Raw genomic sequence first — 26,056 nt, forward strand, 5'->3', positions numbered from 1 at the left:
AAGGAACTCCCGATGCACATCGAACCAGGAATCGTGGACGGCGCGAAGATCGTCCTGAGTTATGCCACCGCCGGTGGCGCCGGCGCGTACGCATTGACCATGGCGTGGAAGCACCTCAAGGAACGCGGCGCCGCGTCGATGCTCCTCGGCACCTCGGTGACCACCGCACTTGTGTTGGTGTTCTTCGAGATTCTCCCGCATTTCCCGGTGGGCGTGTCAGAGGTGCACCTCATCCTCGGCTCGACGCTGTTCCTGTTGTTCGGGGTCGCGCCGACGGCGTTCGGCCTGGCATTGGGTCTGTTGCTCCAGGGAATGTTCCTGGCGCCCTTCGACCTTCCCCAGTACGGCATGAACCTGACCACGCTGTTGGTGCCGCTGTTCGCCCTGCAGTATGTCGCGGCGCGCACGATTGCTCCGCAGACCCCCTACACCTCGTTGAAATACCGGCAGGCGTTGACGTTGTCGCTGACCTACCAGGCCGGTGCGGTGTCGTGGGTCGGGTTCTGGGCGCTCTACGGTGAGGGCTTCAGCGGTCAGACCGTCGCTGCCGTCGCCACCTTCGGCGCCGCTTATCTGCTGGTGATCGTGGTAGAGCCGGTGGCCGATCTCGCGGTGCTCGCCGGGGCGAAGGCGCTGGACCGGCTCAAGGGCCAGACCTGGCTCGAGCCGCGTCTGTTCAGCCCGGCCTGACCGGGCCGGTGGCGGCCTGCCAGTCCCGGGCCGCCACCAGCTCCGGGATCAGCGTCTCGGTGAGCAGGCGCACGTCGTCGCCGTTGTCTCCGGGATAGCGCACCGCCGTCGTCGCGGTCGGCACCTCACCGCCGACCGCGACGACAGTGGTGCCGCGCGGCCCGGTCCATTCGGCCATCTGGTGCTCCCAGCGGGATCCGGCGAAGACCAGCATCCGCAGGTCGCTGTTCTTGGTGCGGTACACGTCGACGTGGCTCCAGTCGCCGGTCTCGCAACCGATCGCCGACCGGCGCGGCCCCTCCCGGAACATCAACGCGCCCTGCTGCGCCGAGGACAGGCGATGCGCCGGGGCGACCAGATGCGTCTCGTCCGGCCCGAGCAGCATCGCCGAAACCTCGGGCCGCCAGTCGTTTTCGGTGGTCAACAGCCAGTCGCTGGCCTGGGCGGTCGACGCGACCGTTCTCACCAGGTCGTCGGTGGGGGTACCGGTCAGGTGACATTCGAGGGCCATCAGCAGCGCGAGGGTGTGCTGGTAGCTGCGGCACGCGACCCCGCCGATCTCAGGTTCGGCGAGGAGTTCGATCGTGGCGTCACACGCCGTGGTGATGGCCGAATCGGACGTATTCGTCAGCGCCACGGTGCGCGCCGAGCCGCCCAGGCGCTCGAGTGCGTCGAGAGTCTCGACCGATCCGCCGGACGCCGAGGTGGCCACCACGAGCGTGCCCCGTCCCCATCGGGGGAGCAGTTCGGAGGAGGCGATCTCCGAGACGGCGCGGACCCCGCGTGCCCGCAGCCGTGCTGCGGCGACCCCGCCGGCGTAGGCCGACGAGCCCATGCCGAGGAACACCACCTGCGCGACATCGTTCGAAACGAGTTGTGTCCACGGATTGCGTTGTGCCAGTGCGTCGGCCAGCTTCGACAGCACATCCGGCTTGCGGCGCAGATCGGCGGCGAACTTGTCGGGGTTCATGAGCTCAATTCGTCGATCAGAGCTGGAAGCGCCGCGTCGGGCACATACATCCAGCGCGGGAGGTGGCGGGCGGCGTACACGATTTCGCGCAGTACCTGCTGCAGCCGCAGTGCGGGCACCGCCGCAGCCGTATGCAGGTCGGCGTGTCCCGCCTGCCCGAGTCGGCCGATGTACCCGTCCAGCAGCGCTGACCGGGACGCGGCCTCGACAGTGCGTACGCTCGCCGGGTCTGCCGCACGCCGCTTGGTGGCGACGACGGCGACGTGGCACAGCGATTGCAGGATGCCCGCGAGGTCGACTGCCGGCGGCACAGGACATACGCGTTCGGCGGGCGGCAGGACCGGGTTGCCGTCGAAGTCGGTGATGACCAGCCGGTCACCGGCCCGCAGCACCTGACCGACGTGCAGATCGCCGTGGGCCTCGAGGATCGGGATGTCGACCAGGTCCGCGAGGCCGTCGAAGGTGGCCGCGACCTGATCCGCATGCCCGGACAGCAACGCCGCGTTGGCCGGGCCGGCGAGGGCGCGCGCCTCGGCCAGGGTGTCGAAGGCGGTGTCGCGCCAGCGCTGGGCATCCGCCGGGGTGGATCGGGTGACGGTGGCGGTCATGGCGATGTGAAGATCGGCGACCACTTTCCCCAGGGTCGCGCAGACGCCGGTCGCATCGGCGAGATCGCCGCCGGCGGCCGCCGCGACGAACAAGTCGACGGCCCAGGTCCAGCCGTCGACGGCACCGGGCAGGAAACCCGTCACCGTCGCCACCAGGGTCTCGGCGCCACTGTCCGGAGTCCAGGTGACGACACCCCACGGCGTCGGCATCTCGGTGAACCCCGCCGCGGTGAGGACCGACAGTCTGCCCGGTGCGGGATGCGGGCCCGGCTCCAGATGAGTCGACCACTTCACCACCGCCTGCTCGTCGACGATGACCGATTCGTTGGTCTGGTCGACGGTGATCGGGCGTTCCGCGCCCGGCAGGGGTGTGTCGGTCCAGGAAAGCACGTCGAACCGTCCGCGCCGGATGTGCCCGGGTGTCTCGGCGAGCAGCCGGACCAGAGCCGCGGATGCGCCGCTACCGGAGGTCGCGCGCCGCCAACCGTCTCCTGCGTCGACGAGCGGCACGGCGGAGAGCCTTCCGTGCCGGTCGACGATGGCCAGCGCGTGGCGGTCTCCGAGTTCCAGGAGATCCGACGGCGTTGGTGAAACGTCGATCTGCACGTCGTCAGTCTGCGGCACTCTGTTGTGACCGACCGACGTGTTCGATGATGTCGGCAGCGCGTCGGAGCCCGTCGCGTTCCCGGACCGCGGCGCCGATGCGCGACACGCGTTCCCGCAGCTCGTCATCGGTGAGGATCCGGTCCAGTGCACCGGTGAGGTCCTCGTCGGCGAAGTGGTAGGTGTCCAAGCGGACGCCGAGCTCGAGTTCGTGGACGCGCTGGGCGTTCTCGTACTGGTCCCAGAACAGCGGGAGCACGATCAGCGGTTTGCCGAAGTGCAGTGTCTCGGTGGTGGTGTTGTTGCCGCCGTGGGATATCACGGCATCGACGAGCGGGATGATCCTGGTCTGCGGCAACATCTGTGCCCCGGCCATGTTGTCGGCGAGCGTGAGCTTGTCGGCCTGCGGCCCCATGCTGACGATGAAGCGGTGCCGCGTCTTGCCGAGGATGTCGATCAGCCGCTGCATCAACGAGACATCGGCTCCACCAAGGGATCCCAGCGACAGGTACACCAGGGCACTGTCGGACGGCCGATCGGCCAGCTCGGCGGGCAGCTCGTAGGCCTCATCGGTCTCGCGGATGCTGGAGTCCACCCGCGTCCACGATCCGTCCAGTGCGCGCCGGTCGGTGTAGTCGGCCTCGGCGGGGTAGACGTAGAGGTTGGCGGCGTTGTCGCGGGGCATGAACTCGAGGTCCGGCAGCGGGCCCGCACCTTGTTCACGGACCCAGGCGTCGAAGTCTTCCCACATCGGACGCAGCACCCGGTCGAACTCGGCGCGATAGGTCGGCCAGTCGGACCTGTCATCGCTGGGCAGACCCGAGAACGGCGGCGGCACATCGTCGCCGGGCACCTCCAGGGGGCTGCACGAAACGATCCGGACGAACGGCTTGCCGGAGGTGGTCAGCGCCGGGAAGAGCACCACGTTGTCTTCGACGACGACGTCCGGCTGATAGGTGTCGATGATCTCCCGCAGTCGGGGTTCGCAGTATTTCGCCCCGTCGATCAGCGCCTGGTAAGTCGGCGCGATGAACGTCTCGAGCTGCTCGATGGTCGGTTTGGCGAACTCGGGGGCCGTCTCGGCGATGAAGTCGGTCCAGAACTGGCCGGCGTCGGCGTCTTCGTCCCCTGCAGCGGGCGGGGCCAGATCCACCAGTTCCTCGATGAACCCGTAGGGCGCGATCTTGCCGGCCCACGACGACTCCGCCGCGAACACGATGGTGTGCCCGCGTTCGCGGAGCTTCGCCGCGACACCGATGCACTGATTGGTGGGCCCGTACGCGGACTCCGGCCAGAACATGATGGTCAGCGGTCGGGTCATCATTGAGTCCTTTCACCGGGTGCACGGCGGGGCAGGGGGTGGCCGGTTGCCACCCGGGCGTAGTCGAGGATCAGTTCGATGGATGCGTCGGCGTCCAGGCTGGGGTGACGGGCGACCATCCGGTAGCCGTAGGCGTCTTCCAGGGCCACGATGTTGCGGGCAATGCTCAGCGACGGCGAACTCAACGTGAAAACCCCTTGCGCAGCACCGGATTCCAGGATCACCTGGTACATCGCCACCTGCCGGTCGAAGAGCGCGGTGAGCAGAACGGCGTAGGTCGGATAGCGTCCCGCCGCTCCGCCGAGCTCGCACAGCAATTTGACGGCCGGATCGTCGGAGTCGACGGGCAGGCCGGACTCGATGGTCAGGACCAGGCGACGGTCGGGGTCGGCGATCCCTTCGATCCTGCGCAGCCGCTCGTCGTAGAACCGCTCCATACCGGCACGGTTGGCCTCGACCAGCAGGGTCTGCACGTCGGGGAAGTGATAGAGCACCGCACCCGAGGTCAGCCCGGCTTCGGCCGCCACCTGGTTGAGCCGAACGTCGGCCCCGTGTTTCATCACCGCACGCTGGGCAGCGTGGATCAGGTTCGCGCGTCGCTCCGTGCGGCTCACCGCCATGCGCACCCTCCTGAAATATGCCGTGTGTCACTGTGCCAGACAACCGCCCCTCCGGCCAGCGTTTCTTGAATATTTCTTCAGTTTCCCTGCAGGCACAGCTTCTGACGTGCAGGGCCTGATGTTGAGTTCTCTGAATCGCAGTGCAACTATCGTCGAAGTGACCCACCGACAACGGAGCCGGTTATGAACCCCACGCCTCCCGCGCGAGACGAGCTGCGCGACGCCGAGCCCCGTCCGGTCTGGTGGGACGGCGTCCAGACCGGCTCACGGACCGAACCCCTGCGGGGACGGGTCGACGCCGATCTGGTCGTCATCGGCGGCGGCTATGCCGGTCTGTGGACGGCGATCGAAGCGCTCACCGAAGACCCCGGCCGCGTGGTCGTGATCCTCGAGCAGGAGTGGGTGGGCGCGGCAGCCTCGGGCCGCAACGGCGGCTTCGTCTCCGAGTCACTCACCCACGGCATCGCCCACGGCGAAGCGATGTGGCCGGACGACCTCGCCGAGCTCCAGCGTCTGGGCCGGGAGAATGTCGCGCAGATCGCAGAATTCCTGCACCGCAACAACATTGATGCCGATCTGCGCATGGTCGGCAAGACCGCGCTGGCCCGAAGGCCACACGAGGCAGAGGCGCTGCGGAACTCCGTTGCCACCTACTCGCGCCACGGCGAGGACGTCGATTTCCTCGATCGCGAGCAGGTGCGCGCCGACATCCACTCGACGGCATTCCTCGCCGGTCTGCGCATGCACAGCGGGGGACTGGTCGATCCGATGGCACTGACGCTCGGGCTGCGCCGCGTCGCAGAAGACATGGGCGCCCGCATCTTCGAGGGTTCACCGGCGGAGGGGATCACCCGCACGGGTGGCAGGCTGACGGTCCGCAGCACCCTCGGCCAGGTGGTCGCGTCGCACGTCGTCCTGGCCACCAACGCCTACCGGCCGCTGCTGCGGCGTCTGCGCGCATGGGTCCTTCCGGTCTACGACTACGTGCTCGCCACCGCACCCCTGAACGCCGAACAACTGGATTCGATCGGCTGGTCGCAGAACCAGGGCCTCACCGACGCCGGGAACCAGTTCCACTACTTCCGCCGGACCCGCGACAACCGCATCGTCTGGGGCGGGTACGACGCCATCTACCACTTCGGCAACGGGGTCGCCCCCGAGCTCGAACTCCGGGACCGATCGCATCGACTACTGGCGCAACACTTCCGCGCCACGTTCCCGCAACTCCACGATGTCCCGTTCACCCACCGCTGGGGTGGTGTCATCGACACCACCAGCAGGTTCACGCCGATCTTCGGTACCGCCTTCGGGGGACGCCTGGCCTACGCCGTCGGGTTCACCGGTCTCGGGGTGGCGTCGACCCGGTTCGGTGCGCGAGTGGCGCTGGATCTTCTGGCGGGCCGGGAAACCGAACGGACACGCCTGAAAGCCGTCACCGGCACGGCCGTGCCTTTCCCGCCGGAGCCGCTGCGCTGGCCGGTGGTCGAGATGACCCGTGCCGCGCTGGCCCGCGAGGACGAAACCGGCCGCCGGGGAGTGCTTTTGCGGACGCTCGACCGTTTCGGTGTGGGCTTCAACAGTTGACAGGAGTATGCGCATGACCGCAGGACGATTCCATCGGGGGCAGCGGGTCGAGGGCTCCGGCGCGGAGCGGATCCTGGTCGATCCTGCCACCGGGACGCCCACCGCGACCGTCGTCGAAGCCACCTCGGCAGAAGCGGAGGACGCGGTCACGGCCGCGGCCGAGGCCTTTCCGGACTGGTCGCACCGGACCGCCGGCGAGCGCGCCCGGATCCTGTTGCGTTGGGCCGACCTCATCGACGCGCACTCAGCGCAGCTGACAGCGCTCGAAGTGGCCGAAACGGGTAAGCCGGAGGCGGTCTTTCGGGATGGCGAGCTTCCGTTCGGCACGGACAATCTGCGCTTCTTCGCCGGGGCCGGTCGTTCGTTGGAGGAGACCGGTGCCGGCGTGCTCAGCGAGGGGTACACCTCCATGATCGTCCGGCGGCCCGTCGGTCCGGTCGTCGGCATCGCGCCGTGGAACTTCCCGATGATCATGGGGCTGTGGAAGATCGGGCCGGCGTTGGCCGCCGGCAACACGATGGTCGTCAAGCCCGCGCCGTCGACACCGTCGACCACCCTCTACATCGCAGAACTCGCCGTCGAGGCGGGCGTCCCGCCCGGTGTTCTGGAAGTGGTGACCGGCGACGAGTCGGTGGGTCAGGCCCTGGTTGCCGACGAACGGGTGCAACTGGTCTCGATCACCGGGTCGACCCGCGCCGGACGCCAGGTGATGTCGACGGCGTCGCTGCGCGGCACGCGGGTTCATCTCGAACTCGGCGGCAAGGCACCGTGTCTGGTGTTCGAGGACGCTCATCTCGACGATGCCGCGCACGGCATCGCCATGGGCGCCACCTACAACTCGGGACAGGACTGCACCGCGGCCACCCGCGTGTATGCGCACGAGTCGATCGTCGACGACGTCTGCGATCGCCTCGCCGCCGCGTTCGGCGGCATCCGGGTCGGCGATCCGCGCGACCCGTCGACCGACATCGGTCCCCTCATCAGCGCCGAACATCGAACGCGGGTACACGGTTTCGTCGAGCGCGCCGTCGCGGCGGGCGCGATGCTTCGCGCCGGTGGTGTCCTGCCTGCCGGGCCGGGCGCCTTCTATCCGCCGACCTTGATCACCGGCGCCGACCAGTCCTCGGAGATCGTGCAGGACGAGGTGTTCGGCCCGGTGCTGGTGGTCCTGCCGTTCGGCGACGAGGCAGAAGCGATCCGGCTGGCCAACGACTGCCGCTACGGCTTGGCGTCCTCGGTCTGGACCTCCGACGTGGCGCGCGCGTTGCGCGTCGCCCACTCCATCGAGGCCGGCGTGACGTGGATCAACGACCATCTGCCGATCGCCTCCGAGGCGCCGCACGGCGGAGTGAAAGCCAGCGGGTTCGGCAAAGACATGAGCCAAGCCGCGGTGGCCGAGTACACCGTGGCCCGCCACATCATGGTCAAACACGCGCCGCGCGTGGCCCACAGCTCGTTCCGCCCGTCCTGACGACGAAAGCAGGGAGCCTGCCGCTCGGGGGAAACGGCAGGCTCCCTGGGTTATCGGGGCCGTCAGGCTGAGGCCTGCGAATTCGAGAACGTCAGGCTGAGGCCTGCGCCCCCAGGACGCGTTGGATGTCCGGCTTCATCTGCTGCAGTTGCTGACCCCAGTAGGCCCAGCTGTGCGTGCCGTTGGCGGGGAAGTTGAACACCCCGTTGGTGCCACCGGCGGCGATGTAGTGGTCCCGGAAGCTGATGTTGGTGCGCAGCGTGAATCCTTCGAGGAACTGCGCGGCCATCAGGTTCTGTCCGGCGGTGCCGGCGTCGAGCTCCGACGGGGTTCCGGTGCCGCAGTAGACCCAGACGCGGGTGTTGTTGGCGACCAGCTGGTTGATGTTGACCATCGGGTCGTTGCGCTTCCACGCCGGGTCAGACGACGGACCCCACATGCTCTCGGCGTTGAAGCCGCCGGCGTCGTTCATCGCCAGCCCGATCAGCATCGGCCACCAGCCCTCGGAGGGGTTCAGGAAGCCCGACAGCGCGCCGGCGTAGATGAACTGCTGCGGGTGGTAGATCGCGTAGGTCAGCGCGCTGCTGCCGGCCATCGACAGGCCGACGACTGCGTTGCCGGTGCGCGACACACCGCGGTTGGCTTCCAGCCACGCCGGCAGCTCCTGGGTCAGGAACGTCTCCCACTTGTAGGTGTAGTTCTGCCCGTTGCCGCGTGAGGGCTGGTACCAGTCGCTGTAGAAGCTGGACTGGCCGCCGACCGGCATGATCGTCGACAGTCCGGACTGGTGGAACCACTCGAAGGCGGGGGTGTTGATGTCCCAGCCGTTGTAGTCGTCCTGCGCGCGCAGGCCGTCGAGCAGATAGACCGCGCGCGGTCCGCCGCCCTGGAACTGAATGCGGATGTCCCGGTTCATCGACGGCGAGAACACGTCGAGGTACTCGACGGGAAGACCCGGGCGCGAGAACGCACCCGCGGTCGCCGAGCCGCCGGCGACGCCGATCAGCCCGGGCAGCGCCACACTCGCCACCGCGACGGCCGCCGCCCGGCGCAATGCGGTCTTCGCGGAACCGCGCAACTTCTCTTTCCACTTCATAACGGCAACCAACCCACCTTCCTGGTCAAATCTCATGCCTGCGTCGCAATGTGCGGTCGCTGTTCAGAGGTAATGAAACACGTTGGGGTTGCGCGACAACCGTCCCGACACGACGCTTCGACGTCGCGGTTGGCTAACGAAAAGGACTCAGGGCGGACTCGCGGGGTGAGCGATAACGGCGACGCCGATGGGGTAGACCATCGCCATGACCGACTCGACCGACGAGAATCCTCACGATCTCGACAGGTTCGTGCAGGCGCAGGACCGCGCGTATGCCACGGCGCTCGGGGAGCTGCGCGCAGGCGCCAAGCGCAGCCACTGGATCTGGTTCATCTTCCCGCAGGTGCGGGGGCTGGGCCGGAGTTCCACCGCGCAGCACTACGCCATCGCGTCGCTGCAGGAGGCGAAGGCATATCTCGACCATCCGGTGCTGGGTCCGCGACTGCACGAGTGTGCCCGCACCCTGGTAGAGCACTCCGGTCGATCCGCGACCGACGTCCTGGGTTCGCCCGACGACCTCAAAGTCCGTTCGTCGATGACGCTGTTCTCGCGTGCCGCCGACAACAGCGACGACGCTGCCGACTTTCGGGCGGTGCTGGCCGCCTTCTACGGGGGTGAGGAGGACCCGGCCACGCTGGATCTGCTGGCCCGGAGCTAGGGCTGCGGGGCCAGGATCAGCCAGCCCTGGGCCGGGACCGCGGTGTCGGTCACCACGTCGGCCGGCGGCGCCCCGGACCCGGCCACCACCTCGGCACGGTCGGTGCCGAACTCCGCGAGCGACAGCGTCAGCGGCTCGTCTGCGACGTTGAGCGCGACGATGAGGGAGTCATCGTCGTGGCGGGCGGCGTAGACGTACCCGGTGTTGGTGACCCGTAGCGGTGTGGTGCGCGCCCTGTGCAGCCAGGGGTGGCGGCGACGCAACCCGATCAGGTGTTGGTGGGAGCGCAGCACCTGCCGGCCGTGCTCGCCGACTCCGTCGAGCGGCGCACCGAATTCGGGGCGCACCGCGTCGTCACCGCCGAAGCGTTCCTCTTTCACGCCACGGTAGGCGACCTCGTCACCGGCGTAGACGCTGGGCGTTCCGCCGGTGGTGAGCAGCACGACCAGCGCATGCTCCACATGCTCGGGATCGGTGAGCTGGCTGGCGATCCGGGTGACATCGTGGTTGCCGATGAACGTCATCGGCGCGAAGGTGTCGAGAAACTCGTTGTGCCGCTTGAGCGCCCAGTCCAACTCATGCAGGTTGGCGTCGTTGAAGCTGCTCCAGACGGCCTTCCACAATTCGTACTGGGTGACCGAGTCGAAACCGGCGTCCCGTACGCGCGCCGCATAGTCGCCGTGGATCACCTCGCCGACGATCCAGGCGTCCGGGAACCGTTCCCGCACCCGCGGCAGCACCTGCGCCCAGAACCGGTCGGGGACCGCGTAGGCCGCGTCGAGGCGCCAACCGTGCGCGCCGCGGGCGAGCCAGTGGCACATCACGTCGACGGTGTAGTCGATCACCTCGGCGTTGTTGTGGTTCAGTGCAATCAGGCCGTCATGGCCTTCGAAGGTGGCGAATTTGTTGCCGCGCAACCGAAACCATGAGGTGTCGGCTCCGGCGGCGGCGTCCCGGTAGCGCGGGAAGTCGGTGCCGACGTGGTTGAACACCCCGTCGAGCAGGATCCGCAGCCCGCGCCGGCGCGCCTCGGCGACGAGGTGGTCGAAGTCGGCGTCGTCACCGAGACGGGGATCGATGCGGTAGTGGTCGGTGGTGTCGTAGCCGTGGGTGCGCGAGGCGAACACCGGACCGAGTGCCAGTCCCGAGGCACCGAGTTCGACGACGTAGTCCAGCCACTCGACGACGCGGCGCAGCCGGTGCTCGTCAGGTCCGGGGGCAGGATCTGCGGGGTAGGCGCCGACGAAGCCGAGCGGGTAGATCTGCCACCAGAGCACGTGCTCGACCCAGGCCGGTTCGGTCATGGGCGAAAAGCTCTCGCGTACAACGTCTTCATCTCCTCGGTCAGCTCGTCGGCCGGGCCGTCCACGTCCAGGGCGGGTGCCACGGCCGTGATCGGCAGTCCCGCGACCGGTGGCCGGGGCGCGTCCCAGTCCTGCAGCCATCGGGTCAGTTGTGCCGCCGAGACCGCGTAGACGATGCGTCCGAGACCTACCCAGGCGTGCGCGGCCGCACACATCGGACAGTGCTCGCCGGAGGTGTAGACCGTCGACCGGGCGCGCTCGTCGGGCGTCAGGTGTGTCACCGACCAGCGGGCGATCGCGAATTCGGGGTGGCGGGTGGCGTCGCCGTCTCTGACCCGGTTGTGGTCCTCGAAGAGGATCGCCCCGCGGTGGTCGACCAGCAGCGACCCAAAAGGTTCGTCACCCCCGGCCAGCGCCTCCGCGGCGAGGTCGACGCAGCGGCGCAGGTAGCTCAGATCCTCGGCGGTGACGGGCACATCTGGAGTTTCCCACCCCCGCCCCGCGACCGGCCATTCAGACCGTGTTGTAGTCAGACAATGCTGGAGTACACCCATGTCGACGGACTCGGCGCCGACGATGTCGAACGCCTTCGTGCGTGCTACGAGCCGCTGACGCAGTCGGTGCGCGCACTGATCGACGCCACCATCCGGACCGAGGTGGGTCCCGAGGAGGTGGCCGCCGCCACCGCCGAGATCGACGCGGTGACCCGACGCCTGCGCCGGACCCAGCGCGAGGGCTCCTTCGGCATCCAGTTCAGCGCCGACGGTGACTCGATGCCTTGGGGCAACGCGGTGATCGGCGTGCGCAACCCGAGTGCCCCGCCGCTGGTGATCCGGCGGCTGCCCGACGGATCGGTGCGCAGCGACTTCGTGCTCGGCGCGGCGTTCGAGGGCCCACCCGGCCACGTGCACGGCGGTGTGTCGGCCGAACTTCTCGACCACGTGCTCGGCGACGCTGCGAGCGCACCCGGGGTGCACCGCCTCACCGGCACGCTGACGGTGCGCTATCTGCGTCTCACGCCGCTGGGACGGCTGCACGCGGTGGCGCGCATCGCGCGCACCGACGGGGTGAAGACCTACGCCGAGGGGCACATCGCCGACGAGCACGGCCCGACCGTGCAGGCCGAGGCGGTGTTCATCGAGCCGCGGTGGGCCCGGCAGTGACGGCGATCCTGGTCAGGTTGCGGGTGATCGCCCCGATCTCGGTGGCCAGCACCCGCGCCGAGGCTTTGTCCAACCCGTGCCGCGGGACCGCGTCACGCAGTCGCCGGTCGGCGGCGTTGAGTTCCGCGGTGTCGATCACCCACGGGGTGTCCGGGGTGGGCGGATCACCGCTGAGCGACTCCAGGTAGGCGTCGACCGCCAGGGCGAAGTCGTTGTTGTGGACCGTCGGGGGAGCGGTCGGCAGGTTCGTTTCCAGCGTGCTGCACGACGCGGTTATCCCGTTGAGTGCGGTGCGGTAGGCCCGCAGCCAGTGCCGCAGGTCCGGGGACTCCAGGCGCGCCGCCCCGGACGCGGCCTCGAACGCGGCGCGGGCGCGGAACGCGCGCTGCCAGGCCGTTGCCAGCGTCTCCGACGGCGCGGCCAACACGTGCAGGTACGCCTTGATCACGGTGGCGACATAGTCGATCTCGGTCTTGAGGAGCTCGCCGGCGCGTTGTTCGAGCCGCGTCAGTTCGTCGTCGGGCAGCACCACGTGCGCAAGCACGGCCAGCGCCCCACCGACCAGCGCACCGACCACCTGGTCGAATACCGGCGGAGCGGTGCCGACGCCGGAGATCGCGAGCAGGAACACCACCGCCGCCACCAGGGCGGCCGACACCGCCAGATAGCCGAAGTGCGACACCGCGACGGTGACGCCCACCAGCAGCACCGCGACCACCGCGATCGCCACCGGCGGCGGATCCACGACGATCAGCAGGCCGGACGCCGCCGCCAGCGCCGCGACACTGACCGCGAGCCGGCCGGCCAACCGGGTGTAGGTGTGCGCCGTCTCCGGGCGCAGGACCATCAGCACAGCCAACGCCAACCACGGGTTGTGCACCGCGTCGGCGTACCGCTCGAGCGCGACGGCGAACGTCGCCGCCCCGGACAGCCGCAGCGCGTGCCGGAACACCGGCGAGCGCCAACGCAGGTGGTCGCGCATCTGGTCCAGCGCCGCACGCAGCGAGGTCCGCAGTTCGGGGCGGCGGAGCCGCACGATGTCGGGTGTGGACGGCACGAAATCACCCAGCCGGATCGCGACGGCCTCATGGCACTGGATGGCGAGGCGTTGGGTCACCACCGCATCGGGACCCTCGATCGCCTCGACGGCCCGGTCCAACCGCTGAATCGCCGCATCGGCGCGGGGCCCGGCCTCGGGCCCGCTGTCGGCGACCGCGGCCAGGGTGTCGGCGGCGGCGTCGAGCACCTCGGTCATCGACGGCCGGCCCGCGGTCTCCCGGAGCGTGGTCGAGATGCGTTCGGGCAGCGCGTACCAGCTGCGGTACTGGGCCGGTCGGCGGGTCGTCTGGCCGTCCAGGTCGGCGAACGCCGACCGCAGCGCGACCAGTGCCGTCTCGTCGTGCTCGCCCGGTTCCCGCGGCGATGCCGCGAACGCTCGGGCGTCGTCGGCCAGCGACCGGTACGCGGCGGTCAGCGCGTCGCGCTGCCTCAGCCAGCGGCGCGGCGGGAACGCCGCGACCAGTCCCGCCTGCAGAAGGCCACCGGCCACCGCGAGCCCGGCGGTGCCCAGAGTGGTCGACCAGGTCGGGGTCAGGGGAGCGGCGCAGACCAGCAGCGCCGCCGACGCCGTGGTGGTCAGTCCGGCGTTGGCACCCAGCGCCCAGGGCATCGCGGCACCGAAGCACCACACCGCGACCACGGCGACGAACACCCACGAGTAGCCCGACGTCAACGCGCCGACCAGGACCGCCGCCCCGAGCAGAAACGAGATCCCGACGACCAGGGGAATCCGGTTGCGTGGACTGTCCCGGAGGGCGGCGGCGCCGGCGATCGCCGCGGCGCCGCCGACCGCGGTGGCCGATCCGTCCGGGCCCCACAGCACGGCCACCACCGTCACCGCGGCCACACCGAGCAGGCAACGCACCAATCCCGGATCCGGTATCACCGGACGAAGCGCGCGGCCCATGTCCACGTGTCCATTCTGGCCCGCTAGGTTGACCGGAGTGGAAAAAGTCATCGTCACCCTGCGTGGCGCGCCGCCCGACGAGGCGTGGTGCGACCGCTTGCGCACCGACGTGGCACTCGAGCTGTGCGACAGCGGCGTACCGGGTCTGGCCGTCAATGTCCGCGACGCGGCGGTCGCCGACTCCCTGATGACGCTCACGACGCTCGAACCGCCGGTCATCGCGGTGGTGAGCCTGTGGACCCAGCAGTATTACGGCCCGCAAACCCGAGCAGTCACAACTGCTCTGGCTCAGATCTGCGAGCAGGCTTCGGCGTATCTGGTCACCGAGTCGGTACCGCTGGCACCGCCGGTCACCGAATCGGGACAGCGCACTCCCGGGCTTGCGAACATCGCGCTGTTGCGCCGACCCGCCGACATGGCCGAGTCGACGTGGCTGTCCCGCTGGCACCGCGACCACACCCAGGTCGCCATCGACACCCAGGCCACGTTCGGCTACGTCCAGAACACCGTGGTCCGTCCGCTCACCGACGATGCACCACCGGTCTCGGCGATCGTCGAGGAACTGTTCCCGATCGAGGCGACCACGGATCTGCGGGCGTTCTTCGGCGCCGCCGACGACGCGGACCTGCGGGACCGGATGACGCGAATGTTGGCCAGCACCGCCGCTTTCGGCGCCGACCGGGACGTCGACACGATCCCGACGAGCCGGTATGTGCTGCGCGATCCGTTCCGCGCCGCGATTACAGTGCAGGCGTGACCCTGCAGATCAGCGACGACAACCGCGTCCGCACACTGGTCCTCGATCGCCCCGAGGCGCTCAATGCGTTCAACGAGGCGCTCTACCTCGCGACCGCGACGGCACTGCGGGACGCCGACGCCGACGCCGACGTCGCGGTCGTCCTGCTCACGGGCGCCGGACGCGCCTTCAGTGCGGGCAACGACCTCAAAGAGATGGCGGCGGGCATCGCCGACGGCTCACTGACCAGCAAGGGCAGCCATTTCAGCACGATGATCGACGCGCTCACCGAGCTGTCCAAGCCGTTGATCTGCGCGGTCAACGGGGTGGGCCTGGGCATCGGCACCACCATTCTGGGCTATGCCGATCTGGTGTTCATGTCCACCACGGCGCGGTTGAAATGTCCGTTCACCAGCCTCGGTGTGGCGCCGGAGGCGGCCTCCTCCTATCTGCTGCCGCAGCTGATCGGCCGGCAGAACGCGGCGTGGATGCTGTTGTCGTCCGAGTGGGTGGATGCCGCCGAAGCGCAGCGGATGGGGATCGCGTGGAAGGTCTGCGAACCCGACGATCTGCTGCCCGAGGCGCGGCGGCACGCTGATGTCCTTGCCGCTCAGTCCATTCCGAGCCTCATGGCGGTGAAGAAGGCCATCGTCGAACCGTTCCGCGCCGGGATCGCGGCGGCCACCGCGTGCGAGAACGCGGCGTTCTCGGAGTTGCTGGGCGGAGCCGCCAACGCCGCGGCGCTGGCGGAGTTCACCGGCAAGAGCGGCTGAGTCAGCCGGTAACCCGATCGGGCGCGCATTCTGCGAAGTAGGACTCGATGATCGACCGCAGGGTGCGTCGGCACCGGCCGCAGTCACCGCCGGCCCCACAAGCCTCGGCAATCTCTCGGGACGTGCGCGCGCCGTTGGCGACCACCTCACTGACGGTGTGGCTGGTGGTCCCGGTGCACAGGCAGACGAACATTCTGGCGCTACCCCGGCTCGCCGACACTCATCAGATTGGAGAAACGCCCGACGAACCGCGTGGGGTAGGCGCCCATCCCGGCGTTGCTCATCCACTCGGCCGCGGCATCAGGGTGCTCGATCCACTGGCGGGCCCGGGCCTCGTCCTCGATCTCCTGCAGGATCAGCACCTCGTTACCGTCGTCGAGCGCCCGATACACCCAGATCTTGCGCACGCCGCCGCTCTTGAACCGCTCGAGTCCGTCGTGCACTTTGACCATGAGCGCCGACACGTCGTCGACCGACGACATCACACCGACCACCACACGGCCGACGTGCCGTTCCGACCGGGGGCCGCAGAGGTCGATCTTCTCGACCACCTCACCCCCGAAGATCGGCGGAATATCGTCGGCGCCGGAGATGTCAAACAATTCGAAGATCGCCGGCGAACGCAGGACCTCTCGAATTGAGCTGGCCTGTCGTATTCCGATGGTGGTCAGTACCCGTCGCGGCTCCCAAATTGATTCATAGAGAACGACGTGATGGGCGCCCAGCTTCGCGAGTGCGTCGTGCTGCTTTTGCAGCCATTTCCACATTCGGTCGACGTCGTCGACACGGAAATCGCAGGCGAGAATAAATGAGTGCAGGCCATACTCACCCATTGGATATCCTTACCTACCTTCACCGGCGAAAGAGTTAGCGCAGTCTAACCTTACTTAGCCTAGGCAGTCCAGAGTTGGGGCCTGATCTGCGGCCGAAGGAGCCCCCGCGGTCCGATCCGGACGCGAAAACGCCGGTGCGACACCGAAAATGGCGGCGACTTCGCCGACTTCTTGGACTAGATTGAAAGTGTTCGCACACAGCCCGTGTAGATAGCGCACGCGATCAGCCCACCACGCGTATAGGAGCGGTCATGCAAGGCGATCCAGAAGTCCTGAAATTGCTCAACGAGCAATTGACCAGTGAACTGACGGCGATCAACCAGTATTTCCTGCATTCCAAGATGCAGGAAAGCTGGGGCTTCACCGAAGTGGCCGAACATACCCGTAAAGAATCCATCGAAGAGATGATTCACGCGGAACACATCACCGACCGAATTCTTCTGCTCGACGGTCTGCCGAATTACCAGAGATTGTTTTCCGTGCGCGTCGGTCAGACGTTGCGGGAGCAGTTCGAGGCCGATCTGGCCGTCGAGTACGAGGTGGTCGAGCGGTTGCGGCCCGGCATCCAGATGTGCCGCGAGAAGGGCGACGCCGCCTCCGCGATGCTGTTCGAGAAGATCCTCGCCGACGAGGAGCTGCACATCGACTACCTCGAAACGCAGCTGGAGCTGATGGGCAAGCTCGGCGAGGAGCTCTACATGGCCCAGTGCGTGTCCCGCCCGCCGAAGTAGCGGTTCGGGGCAGACCCCCGCGGGAATGAAACCTGCCTGACCGACGTAACTTCCATAGCTCATCTAACGATGGTCTGTGCGGAGTTCGTACCCGACAGGAAAGGCAGGTATGACGGCGTCACCTGCAGCGCGCCCCGATACGGCGGAGCCGACAGAACCGGCTCCGGTGAGCCCACAGCGCCGCAACGTCATCTTCGTTGCGGTGGTGCTGGGCATGCTGCTCGCGGCACTGGACCAGACGATCGTCGCCACCGCGCTGCCCACAGTGGTCGCCGACCTCGGCGGTGCGGGGCACCAGTCCTGGGTGGTCACCAGCTACCTGCTGGCCTCGACGATCGTCACCGCGGTCGTCGGCAAGCTCGGGGACCTGTTCGGCCGCAAGATGGTCTTCGCCGTCGCCATCCTGTTCTTCCTGGCCGGTTCGGTGCTGTGCGCGATCTCCACGTCGATGGAGATGCTCGTGGGCTCCCGTGCGCTGCAGGGTGTGGGCGGGGGCGCACTGATGGTCACCGCGGCGGCGCTCATCGGCGAGGTGATCCCGCTGCGCGACCGCGGGCGCTACCAAGGCGCCCTGGGCGCGGTGTTCGGTGTCACCACGGTGATCGGGCCGCTGCTGGGCGGCTACTTCACCGACCACCTGACCTGGCGGTGGGCGTTCTGGATCAACGTGCCGATCGGCATCATCGTGCTGATCGTCGCGCTGACGACGATTCCGGCCCTGCACCGGCGCGGCAAACCGGTCATCGACTACGCCGGCATCGTGCTCATCGGGCTGGGCGCCTCCGGCCTGACCCTGGCCACCAGCTGGGGCGGCAGCACCTTCGCCTGGTCGTCACCGACGATCATCGCCCTGTTCGTCGGCTCCGCCCTCGCGCTGGCCGCGTTCGTGTGGGTGGAACTGCGGGCGCGCGAACCGATCCTGCCCATCCGGCTGTTCGCCAGCCCGGTGTTCACGGTGTGCTGCATCCTGTCGTTCATCGTCGGCTTCGCCATGCTGGGCGCCCTGACCTTCCTCCCGACGTTCATGCAGTTCGTCGACGGCGTGTCCGCCACCGAATCGGGTCTACGCACGCTGCCGATGGTCGGCGGTCTGCTGCTGACCTCGATGGGCAGCGGTGTGCTGGTCAGTCGCACCGGCCGCTACAAGGTCTTCCCCGTCGTCGGCACCGCGGTGATGGTGCTGGGTTTCGTACTGCTCTCGCAGATGGACCAGACGACGCCGATGCTGCAGCAGAGCGCCTACCTGTTCGTCCTCGGCACCGGCATCGGGATGTGCATGCAGGTGCTGATCCTGATCGTGCAGAGCACGGTGAACTTCTCCGATCTGGGCGTGGCCACCTCGGGTGTGACGTTCTTCCGCACCATCGGCAGCTCGTTCGGGGCGGCCATCTTCGGTTCGTTGTTCGCCAACTTCCTCGACGCGCGCATCGCCCCGGCGCTGGCGGCCGGCGGTGCGCCGCCGGTGGCCGCGGAATCGCCACAGGCTCTGCATCGTCTGCCGGACGCCGTCGCGGCACCGATCGTCACCGCCTACGCAGATTCCCTGGGCATGGTGTTCCTGTTCGCGGCTCCGGTCGCGGTGCTCGGCTTCATCGTCGCGCTCATGCTCAAGCAGGTCCCGCTGCGAGACATCGAAACGGCGACGGCGCTGGACATGGGGGAGGGCTTCGCGATGCCATCGGCCGACACCCCGGAGGAGATGCTGGAAACGGCAGTGGCCCGGCTGATCCGGCAGTCGCCGGACATCCGGTTGCGCAGTATCGCCGGCACCGGCGGCTGCGAATCCGACGTCGCGTTGTTGTGGGCGGTGATCCAGATCTACCGGCAGAGTCAGGTGTTCGGCTCCGCGCGGCTCACCGAGATGGCCGAGCGGCTGCGGGTGCCTCCCGAGGTACTCGCGCCGACCTTCGACCGGCTCGTCGAGTGCGGCCATGCGCTGCGCACCGGAGACCAACTGTGGTTGACGCAGTCCGGTGCCCGTCAGGTCGCCGCGACGTCCGCGGCTCTGGTCAGCAAGATCGTGGCCCGCCTGGAGAGCTCGCCGAGCTTCGAGGGCCGCCCCGATCGCGCCGAGGTGGAGGCCGCACTCGAGAAGATCGCGCAGCGCGTCCTGGTGCAGCGCGACTGGGAGGACGACCGCGCGCAACTGACCGCTGCCGCCCGCTGACGCGGCTACCATGGCCGGTCATGAGCCGTATCGGAGATTTCGCTGACGACGACGTGACCGGATTCGCTGTGCGCTCGCCGCAACTCGGGGCCGCCATGGCCGACCTGGCCGACGCCGTCTACACCAAGAGCCGGCTGCCCATGCGGGTCCGGGAAGCGGCGCGGATCGTGATCGCCTACGCCAACGAGTGTGTGGTGTGCCAGAACACGCGCGACTCCCAGGGCGAAGACAACGGCATCACCGAGGAGTTCTACGACTACGCCACGCAGTGGAGAACCTGGCCCGGATACAGCGACGCCGAACGCATCGCGATGGAGTTCGCGCACCGCTTCGCCACCGACCACACCGCCCTGCGCGACGACGAGGACTTCTGGCGCCGTGCGGCAGAGCATTTCGACGACGAACTGCTGACCGACCTGGCGATCTCGTGCGCCATGTGGGTGGGCATGGGGCGGATGCTGCGCACCCTGGACATCGGCCAGAGCTGCAAGCTGACCCTGTAGTCAGCGCACTCCGCGCAGCAGACGTCCCGGCCGCGCGCCGGTGTCGACGCCGTGGCGCCGGGTCACCACGCCGCTGACCACCGTGGCGTCATAGCCCGACGCGCTCTGGATCAGCCGGCGGCCGCCGGCGGGAAGGTCGTAGACCATCTTCGGCACGTCCAGGCGCAGCGCCGCCATGTCGATGACGTTGATGTCGGCCTTCTTGCCCCGCGCGATCACACCGCGATCGGACAGACCGAAAAGCGTTGCGGTGTCCAGGGTTTGCTTGCGCACCACGGTCTCGAGCGAGAACTTGGGTCCGCGGTGGCGGTCGCGCGCCCAGTGCGTCAGCAGGAACGTGGGATAGGACGCATCGCAGATCAACCCGCAGTGCGCGCCGCCGTCGGACAGTCCGGACACGGTGCCCGGGTGCGACATCATCTCGTAGATCGCATCGTGGTTGCCGTCGGCGTAGTTGAAGAACGGCAACATCAGCATCGCGGTCGCGTCGTCCGCGAGCATCAGGTCGTACAGCGTGGCCAACGGGTCTGCACCGGCGCGCTCGGCGATCGCGGCGACCGTCATGTCGGGTGTCGGCTCGTAGTCGGGGGGATTGCCCATCGGGTAGATCCGGTCCAAGGCGTTCTGCACCAGGGCGAACAGCGAGTCGAACAGGGGAACAGGTTGCGGCGGAAGATCATCCTCGGCCAGGATCGCCGCGCGCACAGCTGGGTCGGCCAGCCGGGCCGCCAGATCTTCCGGTGCCAGTTCGGCTTTCAGCGCGCGGTAGGTGGGCCGGTGGGTGAAGGCATGGTAGCCGGGGAACCCGAACAGCATCCCGAACGGCCGCGCGGCGAACTGGCCGTACACCGGCACCCCGTTGTCGTGTGCCTTCCCGATGCGGTCGAGCTGCTCCCGGTATAGCGTCGGCGCGCCGCCGGTCTGCAACAGCGTGAATGACACCGGCCGGTCGATGTCCTCGGCGATACGGGTCAGCAGATCGAGTTCGGTCAATGACGCTGCGTCATTCTCTCCGGCTGTTCCTGCGGGGGAACACTCGAAGACCGCCTGCCCGCCGGCGGCCATTGCCCGACCGAGGCCGAGCAGCTCTGCCTCGACGGCGTAGGTGCCCGGCATCACGGTGCCGTCCAGCGCGCGGTGGGCCTCGGTGCGGGATGTCGAAAAGCCGAGTGCCCCGGCCTCGATGCCCTCCCTGACGAGGCGGGCCATGGCGTCGATGTCGTCTGCGGTGGCGTCCTCGTTGCGCGCGCCGCGCTCGCCCATCACGTAACCGCGCACGGCGCTGTGCGCGATCTGCGTGCCGTAGTCGATGGCCAGCGAGCGCTCACCGATCGCGTCGAGATACTCCGGGAAACTCTCCCACCGCCAGGTGATGCCTTCGGCCAGAGCAGATCCGGGGATGTCCTCGACACCCTCCATCAGCTCGATCAGCCACTGTTCGCGGCCGGGGCGCACCGGGGCGAATCCGACGCCGCAGTTGCCGCTGACCACGGTGGTCACGCCGTGCAGGCTCGACGGCTCCAACGTCTCGTCCCAGCTGACCTGCCCGTCGTAGTGGGTGTGGACGTCGACGAATCCGGGTGCGACGATGCGCCCGGTGGCGTCGATGGTCTCGGCGGCCTCGGTCTGCAGGCCGGGGTCGTCGCCGTCGCGGCGGCGGACCTCGACGATGCGCCCGTCCTTGACGCCGACGTCGGCGCGAAAGCGCTGCGCGCCGGTACCGTCGACGACGGTTCCTCCGGTGATTTTGAGATCCAGCATGGGACTTCCTCTCAGACCAGGCCGGTCGCGTCGAACACCCAGGACATGTCAGCGTTGGCGAAGTCTTCCAACCAGGTCGGCGGCGCGTGGTTGGCCAGCGCTGCCATGTCCCAGTAGTCCTTCCACAGCGTGATCTTGCCGTCGGCGACCCGGTGCACGGAGACGAATGGCAGAACCGCCGATTCGCCGCTGGCCCAATCCCATTGCTCGCTGTGCTCGTACATCACGTCGACGCCGTTGCTCACCATGACGCCGGGGAAGTTCTGGTAGGCGGCCAGCGGTTCGATGCCGATCTTGAGCCGTTTGACGATGTCGGCGGGTCCGCGCGCGGCGGCGGTCGGCCCGACGGGCACGTCCAGATAGATGCAGTCGGGGGACAGGAACGTCTGCACGCCGTCCCAGTCGCGGGCCGACAGCGCGGCCCACATGCCGGTGACGGTCGTTTCCAGATCAGCTGACATCGGCCAGTTGTCCCTTCTTCGCAACGAGGGCGGGGGTTCGGTTGCCTGCCCGCAGGAACTGTCCGGTGCGGTTGCGGCCCAGCACGTCGGTCGGCTGCCCGTCGCGGAACACCGCCTGACCGCCCACGAAGACCGCGGCGACGGTGCCGTCGTTGCGGTTGACCATGCGCGACAGGCCGCCATAGATGTCGACGGCGTCCTCGGCATAGCCGTCGAGGCGGTCGTCCAGCCGTTGCGGGTCGACGATGAGCAGGTCGGCCCGGTCGCCGACACGCAGGTGACCGGCGTCGATGCGGTACCAGTCGGCGAGTTCGCCGGTCAGCCGGTGCACCGCCTGCTCCACGGTCATGAACGGTTTGCCGGCGCGCTCGGCATCGCGGACGTGGCGCAGCAGACGCAGACCCATGTTGTAGAACGCCATGTTGCGCAAATGGGCCCCCGCGTCGGAGAAGCCCATCTGCAGACCCGGGTCACCGGCCATCTTCCGCAGCACCTCCGGCCGGTGGTTGGAGATCGTCGTCCGCCAGCGCAGCGCCTTGCCGTGCTCGACGACCAGGTCCAGGAACGCGTCGACCGGGTGGAGACCGCCGCGTTCGCGGCCGACCTGTCCGAAGGATTTCCCGATCACCGACGCATCGGGGCAGCCGACGATCTCGGCGTCGAAGAAGTCGCGCTGCCACACCCGGATCCCGAGCTTGTTCTCGTAGTCCTTGCGGAAGCGGCGGCGGTAGTTCTCCTCGCGGAACATCTCGTTGCGCGCGAGTTCGTCCTGCAGATGGAGGGCGGCTTCGCCGGCGCCGAACTCTTCGAAGATGACGAAGTCGATTCCGTCGGCATACACCTCGAACGGCACCGGCAGGTGCTGCCAGCGGAAGTCGCCGCCGAGACGATTGACCAGCCGGGCCATCGGCCCGAGCGCTCGCCAGGCCATCGGGTTGGTCTTCACGTCGGCGGCCGAGAGCAGGCTGGTCTTCAGCGGTCGGCGGGTCAGGCCCAGTGACCGCATCAGGTGGGTGCCCAGGTTGGTCGGGTTCTCGATGTCCGGTGCGGACTGCAGGACGCGTCCGGCGCGCCGCAGCAGCGATGCCAGGCGGCGCCGTTCGGACCGTTTGGCGTAGGTCGAGGGCAGCGTGCGGGACCGGCAAAGCTCGCCGTCGAGCTTGTCGAAACGCAGTTCCATCGACGACATTCCGAGGAACCCGGCACGCAGCGCGTCGATGAGCATGCGCTCCATCTCGGTTTGTTCACGCGGCGTGGGCCGGACATCGGCGCGGGTGGCGCGGTCGAGGCCCATGGTGGCCGCGCGGATGTCGGAGTGTCCGAGGAACGCCGCGACGTTGGGACCGAGTGGCCGCGACTCCAGTGCCGCGATGTAGTCCTCGCCGCCCGTCCAGTTCTTGTGGCGCTCGACCGCGGAGATGACGTGCTCGCGCGGGATCGCCTCGACGCGGCCGAAGATGTCGCCGGCGGTGACCGGGTCGACGTACAGCGTCGACAGCGAGCAGGAGCCGACGACGACCGTGGTGACCCCGTGGCGCAGCGATTCCGCCAGCGCCGGGCCGTCGAGTACCTCGATGTCGTAGTGGGTGTGGATGTCGATCATCCCGGGCAACACCCATTTGCCGTGCGCGTCGATCACCTCGGGGCAGCCGGTCGCGTCGAGTTCGTCGGCGCTGACCGCGGCGATGTGGCCGTCTTGGATACCGACGTTGCGCACCGCCGAGGGGCCGCCGGTGCCGTCGAACCAACGGGCGCCGCGCAGGATGGTGTCGTAGCTCACACTGGCCATCGAACAGCGCGCATAGACGCGTGTCAATGACATTGCTGAACAGATTTCTGTAATTGTCTACTCGCGTCCCCGCGAGCGTGCGGAGGCGTTTAATCGACGGGTGACGCCGCTGCAGCGCTACATCGCCGAGGAGATCGCCACCGACCACGCCGATGGACTGATGTCGCGGCGCGAAGCGCTGCGCCGCCTGGCCTTGCTGGGCGTCGGAACCGCCGCCGCGTCGGCGCTGATCGCGGCCTGTGCGCGGGACGGGGACGGCGAAGCAGCGCCCGAGGCGCCACCGAGCGCGGCGGCGGACCCGCCGCCCGGCATGGACACCGCCGTGCCCACCGAGCCGGTGCAGTGGACGGGACCCACCGCCACCCTGCAGGGCGCCTGGGCAGCCGCCCCCGACGCGCGCGGGGCGGTCCTGGTCATCCACGAGAACAAGGGACTCAACGACTGGACCCGTTCGGTGGCCGGACGGCTGGCAGGCGTCGGCTACTCGAGCCTCGCGATCGACCTGCTCTCCGAACAGGGCGGCACCGCCACGTTCACCGACCCGGCCGAGGCCACCGCCGCGCTCGGCCGGCGGGACCCGGGCGCGATGATCGCCGACATCCGCTCCGGCGTCGCCGAGACGGCGCGTCGCACGCCCGACCGGAAGGTCGCGGTGATCGGCTTCTGCATGGGCGGCGGCCTGGTGTGGCGGCTGCTCAACGCGGGGACTGCCGAGGTCTCCGCGGCGTTGCCGTTCTACGGACCGACGCCGGAGAACGCCGACTTCTCGGGTTCACGCGACGTCGCGGTGCTCGCGTTCTACGGTGCGCTCGACCAGCGTGTCAACGCCACCGAGCCGGCCGCCCGCGCCGCGCTGCAGGACGCGGGCCTGGTGCACGAGATCGTCATCGCACCGGGCGCCAACCACGCGTTCTTCAACGACACCGGCGACCGCTACGACCCCGACGCCGCGCACGACGCCTGGCGCCGGTCGCTCGACTGGCTGGCCGCTCACGTCGGTTAACCGGTCAGCAACGTCGCGTTGGAGTGATGTGCGCGGCGACTTCGCCGGGTGCACACCGGCGGCGGGTTCTCTGACGTCATGAGGGTCGTCCAGGTCGCCAATTTCTACGGACCCCGCTCCGGCGGGCTGCGCACCGCGGTGGATCGCCTGGGCGAGCAGTACTGCGCGGCCGGCCACGAGGTGTACCTCATCGTGCCGGGAGAGGCGTACGGGCAGACCATGTTGGGCACCGGCGTCACCCGGATCACGCTTGCAGCGCCACGCATCCCGTGGACCGGCGGCTACCGCGCGGTCTCGCCCCATCCGGTGATCGCCGAGCTCGAGCGGTTGGCGCCCGACGCGCTGGAGGTCTCCGACCGGCTCACTCTGCGCGGCCTGGGCCGGTGGGGTCGCCGACACGGCGTCTGGACGGTGATGATCTCCCACGAACGCCTGGATCGCCTTGTCGGACAGGTACTTCCGCGGCGTTGCGCACGCGCGGTGGCCGACCTGGCCAATCGGCGCACCGCCGCGGACTACGACGCGCTGGTGTGCACCACGGCATTCGCGCGCGCAGAATTCGACCGCATCGGAGCCCGCAACCTGTCGACGGTCGCGCTCGGGGTGGATCTGCAACAGTTCCATCCCCGCCGGAGGTCGCTGCCACTGCGGCGCCGGTGGGCCGACGCCCATCAACCGCTGCTGGTGCACTGCGGACGGCTGTCGATCGAGAAACATCCACACCGCAGCATCGAAACCCTCGCCGCGCTGCGCGATTCGGGAGTGGACGCGCGGCTGGTCGTGGTCGGCGCGGGTCCGCTCCGGGCCCGCCTGCAGCGCCAGGCGGCCGGACTGCCCGTCGAATTCACCGGGCACATCGACTGTCGCGACACCGTGGCCGACATCTTGGCCAGCGCCGACATCGCGCTGGCTCCCGGACCGCACGAGACGTTCGGGTTGGCGGCGCTGGAGGCACTGGCCAGCGGCACGCCCGCGGTGGTGTCGCGGTCTTCGGCGCTGGCCGAGATCCTCACCGCGGACAGCGGCGCCACGGCAGCCGATGACCCGCGGGCGCAGGCCCGCGCGGTCGCGTCGATTCTGACGCGACCCGAACAGCAGCGTCGCCGCGGTGCGCGCCGCCGCGCCGAACAGTTCAGCTGGACCCGCTCCGGTCAAGGCATGTTGCGCGTGCTGAGCGCTTCGGCCGGAGCTGCGCCGTGACCTACTGGGCAAATGCGTGCGGTTCCGCGGCATCCATCCTGCTCA

25 protein-coding genes are annotated in these 26,056 nt (G+C 68.7%); 12 read left to right on the top strand and 13 right to left on the bottom strand.

Annotated features, from left to right (window positions below):
- Window positions 1-12 precede the first annotated feature (12 nt).
- Window positions 13-690, top strand: a complete 678-nt coding sequence (locus ACQI46_RS18640; RefSeq protein WP_427095508.1) for an energy-coupling factor ABC transporter permease — start codon at window positions 13-15, stop codon at window positions 688-690.
- Here the strand turns inward: ACQI46_RS18640 and ACQI46_RS18645 are convergent.
- Genes ACQI46_RS18645 through ACQI46_RS18660 form a run of 4 tightly spaced genes read right to left on the bottom strand, consistent with a single transcriptional unit; the run spans window position 677 to window position 4,812 of the window.
- Window positions 677-1,660: an SIS domain-containing protein gene (locus ACQI46_RS18645; protein ID WP_427095509.1), complete on the bottom strand. Its 984-nt coding sequence runs from the start codon at window positions 1,658-1,660 to the stop codon at window positions 677-679. The genes ACQI46_RS18640 and ACQI46_RS18645 overlap by 14 nt on opposite strands.
- The gene (locus tag ACQI46_RS18650) at window positions 1,657-2,874 is read right to left on the bottom strand and encodes a glucosamine kinase (RefSeq protein WP_427095510.1); all 1,218 of its coding nucleotides are present in this window, start codon (window positions 2,872-2,874) and stop codon (window positions 1,657-1,659) included. The genes ACQI46_RS18645 and ACQI46_RS18650 overlap by 4 nt, the downstream gene beginning before the upstream one ends.
- Before the next feature lie 4 nt (window positions 2,875-2,878).
- Complete coding sequence (locus ACQI46_RS18655; protein WP_427095511.1) at window positions 2,879-4,195, bottom strand: glycosyltransferase; 1,317 nt, start codon at window positions 4,193-4,195, stop codon at window positions 2,879-2,881.
- Window positions 4,192-4,812, bottom strand: a complete 621-nt coding sequence (locus ACQI46_RS18660; protein WP_427095512.1) for a TetR/AcrR family transcriptional regulator — start codon at window positions 4,810-4,812, stop codon at window positions 4,192-4,194. The genes ACQI46_RS18655 and ACQI46_RS18660 overlap by 4 nt, the downstream gene beginning before the upstream one ends.
- A gap of 183 nt (window positions 4,813-4,995) precedes the next feature.
- Between ACQI46_RS18660 and ACQI46_RS18665 the strand changes: the two genes are divergently transcribed.
- Complete coding sequence (locus ACQI46_RS18665) at window positions 4,996-6,396, top strand: NAD(P)/FAD-dependent oxidoreductase (RefSeq protein WP_427095513.1); 1,401 nt, start codon at window positions 4,996-4,998, stop codon at window positions 6,394-6,396.
- 13 nt (window positions 6,397-6,409) lie between these two features.
- Window positions 6,410-7,867, top strand: a complete 1,458-nt coding sequence (locus ACQI46_RS18670; RefSeq protein WP_427095514.1) for an aminobutyraldehyde dehydrogenase — start codon at window positions 6,410-6,412, stop codon at window positions 7,865-7,867.
- A gap of 91 nt (window positions 7,868-7,958) precedes the next feature.
- Here the strand turns inward: ACQI46_RS18670 and ACQI46_RS18675 are convergent, their stop codons facing one another.
- Window positions 7,959-8,963: an esterase family protein gene (locus tag ACQI46_RS18675; protein ID WP_427095515.1), complete on the bottom strand. Its 1,005-nt coding sequence runs from the start codon at window positions 8,961-8,963 to the stop codon at window positions 7,959-7,961.
- Window positions 8,964-9,168: 205 nt separating this feature from the next.
- Between ACQI46_RS18675 and ACQI46_RS18680 the strand changes: the two genes are divergently transcribed.
- On the top strand, window positions 9,169-9,621 hold the full coding sequence (locus tag ACQI46_RS18680; protein WP_427095516.1) for a DUF1810 domain-containing protein: 453 nt from the start codon (window positions 9,169-9,171) through the stop codon (window positions 9,619-9,621).
- Here the strand turns inward: ACQI46_RS18680 and ACQI46_RS18685 are convergent.
- Together ACQI46_RS18685 and ACQI46_RS18690 are read right to left on the bottom strand one after the other, a co-directional pair.
- Window positions 9,618-10,925 (bottom strand): alpha-amylase family protein, encoded by a 1,308-nt coding sequence (locus ACQI46_RS18685; protein ID WP_427095517.1) that lies wholly within the window; start codon window positions 10,923-10,925, stop codon window positions 9,618-9,620. The two genes, ACQI46_RS18680 and ACQI46_RS18685, sit on opposite strands and share 4 nt — an antisense overlap.
- On the bottom strand, window positions 10,922-11,401 hold the full coding sequence (locus ACQI46_RS18690; RefSeq protein WP_427095518.1) for a nucleoside deaminase: 480 nt from the start codon (window positions 11,399-11,401) through the stop codon (window positions 10,922-10,924). The genes ACQI46_RS18685 and ACQI46_RS18690 overlap by 4 nt, the downstream gene beginning before the upstream one ends.
- Window positions 11,402-11,461: 60 nt before the next feature.
- Here ACQI46_RS18690 and ACQI46_RS18695 point away from each other — a divergent pair, with 60 nt between their 5' ends.
- Window positions 11,462-12,088, top strand: a complete 627-nt coding sequence (locus ACQI46_RS18695; RefSeq protein WP_427095519.1) for a PaaI family thioesterase — start codon at window positions 11,462-11,464, stop codon at window positions 12,086-12,088.
- On the opposite strand, the gene ACQI46_RS18700 is transcribed toward ACQI46_RS18695, so the two are convergent.
- Window positions 12,060-14,054, bottom strand: a complete 1,995-nt coding sequence (locus ACQI46_RS18700; RefSeq protein WP_427095564.1) for an FUSC family protein — start codon at window positions 14,052-14,054, stop codon at window positions 12,060-12,062. The genes ACQI46_RS18695 and ACQI46_RS18700 overlap by 29 nt on opposite strands.
- A gap of 37 nt (window positions 14,055-14,091) precedes the next feature.
- Between ACQI46_RS18700 and ACQI46_RS18705 the strand changes: the two genes are divergently transcribed.
- Together ACQI46_RS18705 and ACQI46_RS18710 are read left to right on the top strand one after the other, a co-directional pair.
- Complete coding sequence (locus tag ACQI46_RS18705; RefSeq protein WP_427095520.1) at window positions 14,092-14,811, top strand: EthD domain-containing protein; 720 nt, start codon at window positions 14,092-14,094, stop codon at window positions 14,809-14,811.
- The gene (locus ACQI46_RS18710; RefSeq protein ID WP_427095521.1) at window positions 14,808-15,563 is read left to right on the top strand and encodes an enoyl-CoA hydratase/isomerase family protein; all 756 of its coding nucleotides are present in this window, start codon (window positions 14,808-14,810) and stop codon (window positions 15,561-15,563) included. The genes ACQI46_RS18705 and ACQI46_RS18710 overlap by 4 nt, the downstream gene beginning before the upstream one ends.
- A gap of 1 nt (window position 15,564) precedes the next feature.
- Here ACQI46_RS18710 and ACQI46_RS18715 read toward each other — a convergent pair whose 3' ends face one another.
- Complete coding sequence (locus tag ACQI46_RS18715; RefSeq protein ID WP_427095522.1) at window positions 15,565-15,756, bottom strand: (2Fe-2S)-binding protein; 192 nt, start codon at window positions 15,754-15,756, stop codon at window positions 15,565-15,567.
- A 7-nt stretch (window positions 15,757-15,763) separates the two neighbouring features.
- A complete protein-coding gene (locus tag ACQI46_RS18720; RefSeq protein WP_427095523.1) occupies window positions 15,764-16,396 on the bottom strand; it encodes a fatty-acid--CoA ligase in 633 nt (210 codons plus the stop codon).
- Window positions 16,397-16,647: 251 nt separating this feature from the next.
- On the opposite strand from ACQI46_RS18720, the gene bfr reads away from it, so the two are divergent.
- The 3 genes from bfr to ACQI46_RS18735 all read left to right on the top strand — a co-directional run bounded on the left by bfr (window position 16,648) and on the right by ACQI46_RS18735 (window position 19,797).
- Complete coding sequence (gene bfr / locus ACQI46_RS18725; RefSeq protein ID WP_427095524.1) at window positions 16,648-17,127, top strand: bacterioferritin; 480 nt, start codon at window positions 16,648-16,650, stop codon at window positions 17,125-17,127.
- A gap of 109 nt (window positions 17,128-17,236) precedes the next feature.
- On the top strand, window positions 17,237-19,294 hold the full coding sequence (locus tag ACQI46_RS18730; protein ID WP_427095525.1) for an MDR family MFS transporter: 2,058 nt from the start codon (window positions 17,237-17,239) through the stop codon (window positions 19,292-19,294).
- Window positions 19,295-19,314: 20 nt separating this feature from the next.
- On the top strand, window positions 19,315-19,797 hold the full coding sequence (locus ACQI46_RS18735; RefSeq protein ID WP_427095526.1) for a carboxymuconolactone decarboxylase family protein: 483 nt from the start codon (window positions 19,315-19,317) through the stop codon (window positions 19,795-19,797).
- On the opposite strand, the gene ACQI46_RS18740 is transcribed toward ACQI46_RS18735, so the two are convergent.
- Genes ACQI46_RS18740 through ACQI46_RS18750 form a run of 3 tightly spaced genes read right to left on the bottom strand, consistent with a single transcriptional unit; the run spans window position 19,798 to window position 23,808 of the window.
- Window positions 19,798-21,558, bottom strand: coding sequence for an N-acyl-D-amino-acid deacylase family protein (locus ACQI46_RS18740; RefSeq protein WP_427095527.1), 1,761 nt, complete (start codon window positions 21,556-21,558; stop codon window positions 19,798-19,800).
- 11 nt (window positions 21,559-21,569) lie between these two features.
- Entirely contained in the window at window positions 21,570-22,019 is a 450-nt protein-coding gene (locus ACQI46_RS18745) for a nuclear transport factor 2 family protein (RefSeq protein ID WP_427095528.1), read from the bottom strand.
- Window positions 22,009-23,808 (bottom strand): N-acyl-D-amino-acid deacylase family protein, encoded by a 1,800-nt coding sequence (locus tag ACQI46_RS18750; protein WP_427095565.1) that lies wholly within the window; start codon window positions 23,806-23,808, stop codon window positions 22,009-22,011. The genes ACQI46_RS18745 and ACQI46_RS18750 overlap by 11 nt, the downstream gene beginning before the upstream one ends.
- Window positions 23,809-23,908: 100 nt before the next feature.
- Between ACQI46_RS18750 and ACQI46_RS18755 the strand changes: the two genes are divergently transcribed.
- Together ACQI46_RS18755 and ACQI46_RS18760 are read left to right on the top strand one after the other, a co-directional pair.
- On the top strand, window positions 23,909-24,811 hold the full coding sequence (locus ACQI46_RS18755) for a dienelactone hydrolase family protein (protein ID WP_427095529.1): 903 nt from the start codon (window positions 23,909-23,911) through the stop codon (window positions 24,809-24,811).
- A gap of 78 nt (window positions 24,812-24,889) precedes the next feature.
- A complete protein-coding gene (locus ACQI46_RS18760; RefSeq protein WP_427095530.1) occupies window positions 24,890-26,011 on the top strand; it encodes a glycosyltransferase in 1,122 nt (373 codons plus the stop codon).
- Window positions 26,012-26,056 lie beyond the last annotated feature (45 nt).

The sequence above is a fragment of the Mycobacterium sp. SMC-4 genome (assembly GCF_050205565.1).
GTDB lineage: Bacteria > Actinomycetota > Actinomycetes > Mycobacteriales > Mycobacteriaceae > Mycobacterium.

Excerpts from the sequence above, each read along its gene's own strand:
- ACQI46_RS18640 (WP_427095508.1), top strand. The coding sequence starts at position 13 with ATGCACATCGAACCAGGAATCGTGGACGGCGCGAAGATCGTCCTGAGT.
- ACQI46_RS18645 (WP_427095509.1), bottom strand. The coding sequence starts at position 1,660 with ATGAACCCCGACAAGTTCGCCGCCGATCTGCGCCGCAAGCCGGATGTG.
- ACQI46_RS18655 (WP_427095511.1), bottom strand. The coding sequence starts at position 4,195 with ATGATGACCCGACCGCTGACCATCATGTTCTGGCCGGAGTCCGCGTAC.
- ACQI46_RS18660 (WP_427095512.1), bottom strand. The coding sequence starts at position 4,812 with ATGGCGGTGAGCCGCACGGAGCGACGCGCGAACCTGATCCACGCTGCC.
- ACQI46_RS18665 (WP_427095513.1), top strand. The coding sequence starts at position 4,996 with ATGAACCCCACGCCTCCCGCGCGAGACGAGCTGCGCGACGCCGAGCCC.
- ACQI46_RS18670 (WP_427095514.1), top strand. The coding sequence starts at position 6,410 with ATGACCGCAGGACGATTCCATCGGGGGCAGCGGGTCGAGGGCTCCGGC.
- ACQI46_RS18675 (WP_427095515.1), bottom strand. The coding sequence starts at position 8,963 with ATGAAGTGGAAAGAGAAGTTGCGCGGTTCCGCGAAGACCGCATTGCGC.
- ACQI46_RS18680 (WP_427095516.1), top strand. The coding sequence starts at position 9,169 with ATGACCGACTCGACCGACGAGAATCCTCACGATCTCGACAGGTTCGTG.
- ACQI46_RS18685 (WP_427095517.1), bottom strand. The coding sequence starts at position 10,925 with ATGACCGAACCGGCCTGGGTCGAGCACGTGCTCTGGTGGCAGATCTAC.
- ACQI46_RS18695 (WP_427095519.1), top strand. The coding sequence starts at position 11,462 with ATGCTGGAGTACACCCATGTCGACGGACTCGGCGCCGACGATGTCGAA.
- ACQI46_RS18700 (WP_427095564.1), bottom strand. The coding sequence starts at position 14,054 with ATGGGCCGCGCGCTTCGTCCGGTGATACCGGATCCGGGATTGGTGCGT.
- ACQI46_RS18715 (WP_427095522.1), bottom strand. The coding sequence starts at position 15,756 with ATGTTCGTCTGCCTGTGCACCGGGACCACCAGCCACACCGTCAGTGAG.
- ACQI46_RS18720 (WP_427095523.1), bottom strand. The coding sequence starts at position 16,396 with ATGGGTGAGTATGGCCTGCACTCATTTATTCTCGCCTGCGATTTCCGT.
- bfr (WP_427095524.1), top strand. The coding sequence starts at position 16,648 with ATGCAAGGCGATCCAGAAGTCCTGAAATTGCTCAACGAGCAATTGACC.
- ACQI46_RS18730 (WP_427095525.1), top strand. The coding sequence starts at position 17,237 with ATGACGGCGTCACCTGCAGCGCGCCCCGATACGGCGGAGCCGACAGAA.
- ACQI46_RS18735 (WP_427095526.1), top strand. The coding sequence starts at position 19,315 with ATGAGCCGTATCGGAGATTTCGCTGACGACGACGTGACCGGATTCGCT.
- ACQI46_RS18740 (WP_427095527.1), bottom strand. The coding sequence starts at position 21,558 with ATGCTGGATCTCAAAATCACCGGAGGAACCGTCGTCGACGGTACCGGC.
- ACQI46_RS18745 (WP_427095528.1), bottom strand. The coding sequence starts at position 22,019 with ATGTCAGCTGATCTGGAAACGACCGTCACCGGCATGTGGGCCGCGCTG.
- ACQI46_RS18750 (WP_427095565.1), bottom strand. The coding sequence starts at position 23,808 with ATGGCCAGTGTGAGCTACGACACCATCCTGCGCGGCGCCCGTTGGTTC.
- ACQI46_RS18760 (WP_427095530.1), top strand. The coding sequence starts at position 24,890 with ATGAGGGTCGTCCAGGTCGCCAATTTCTACGGACCCCGCTCCGGCGGG.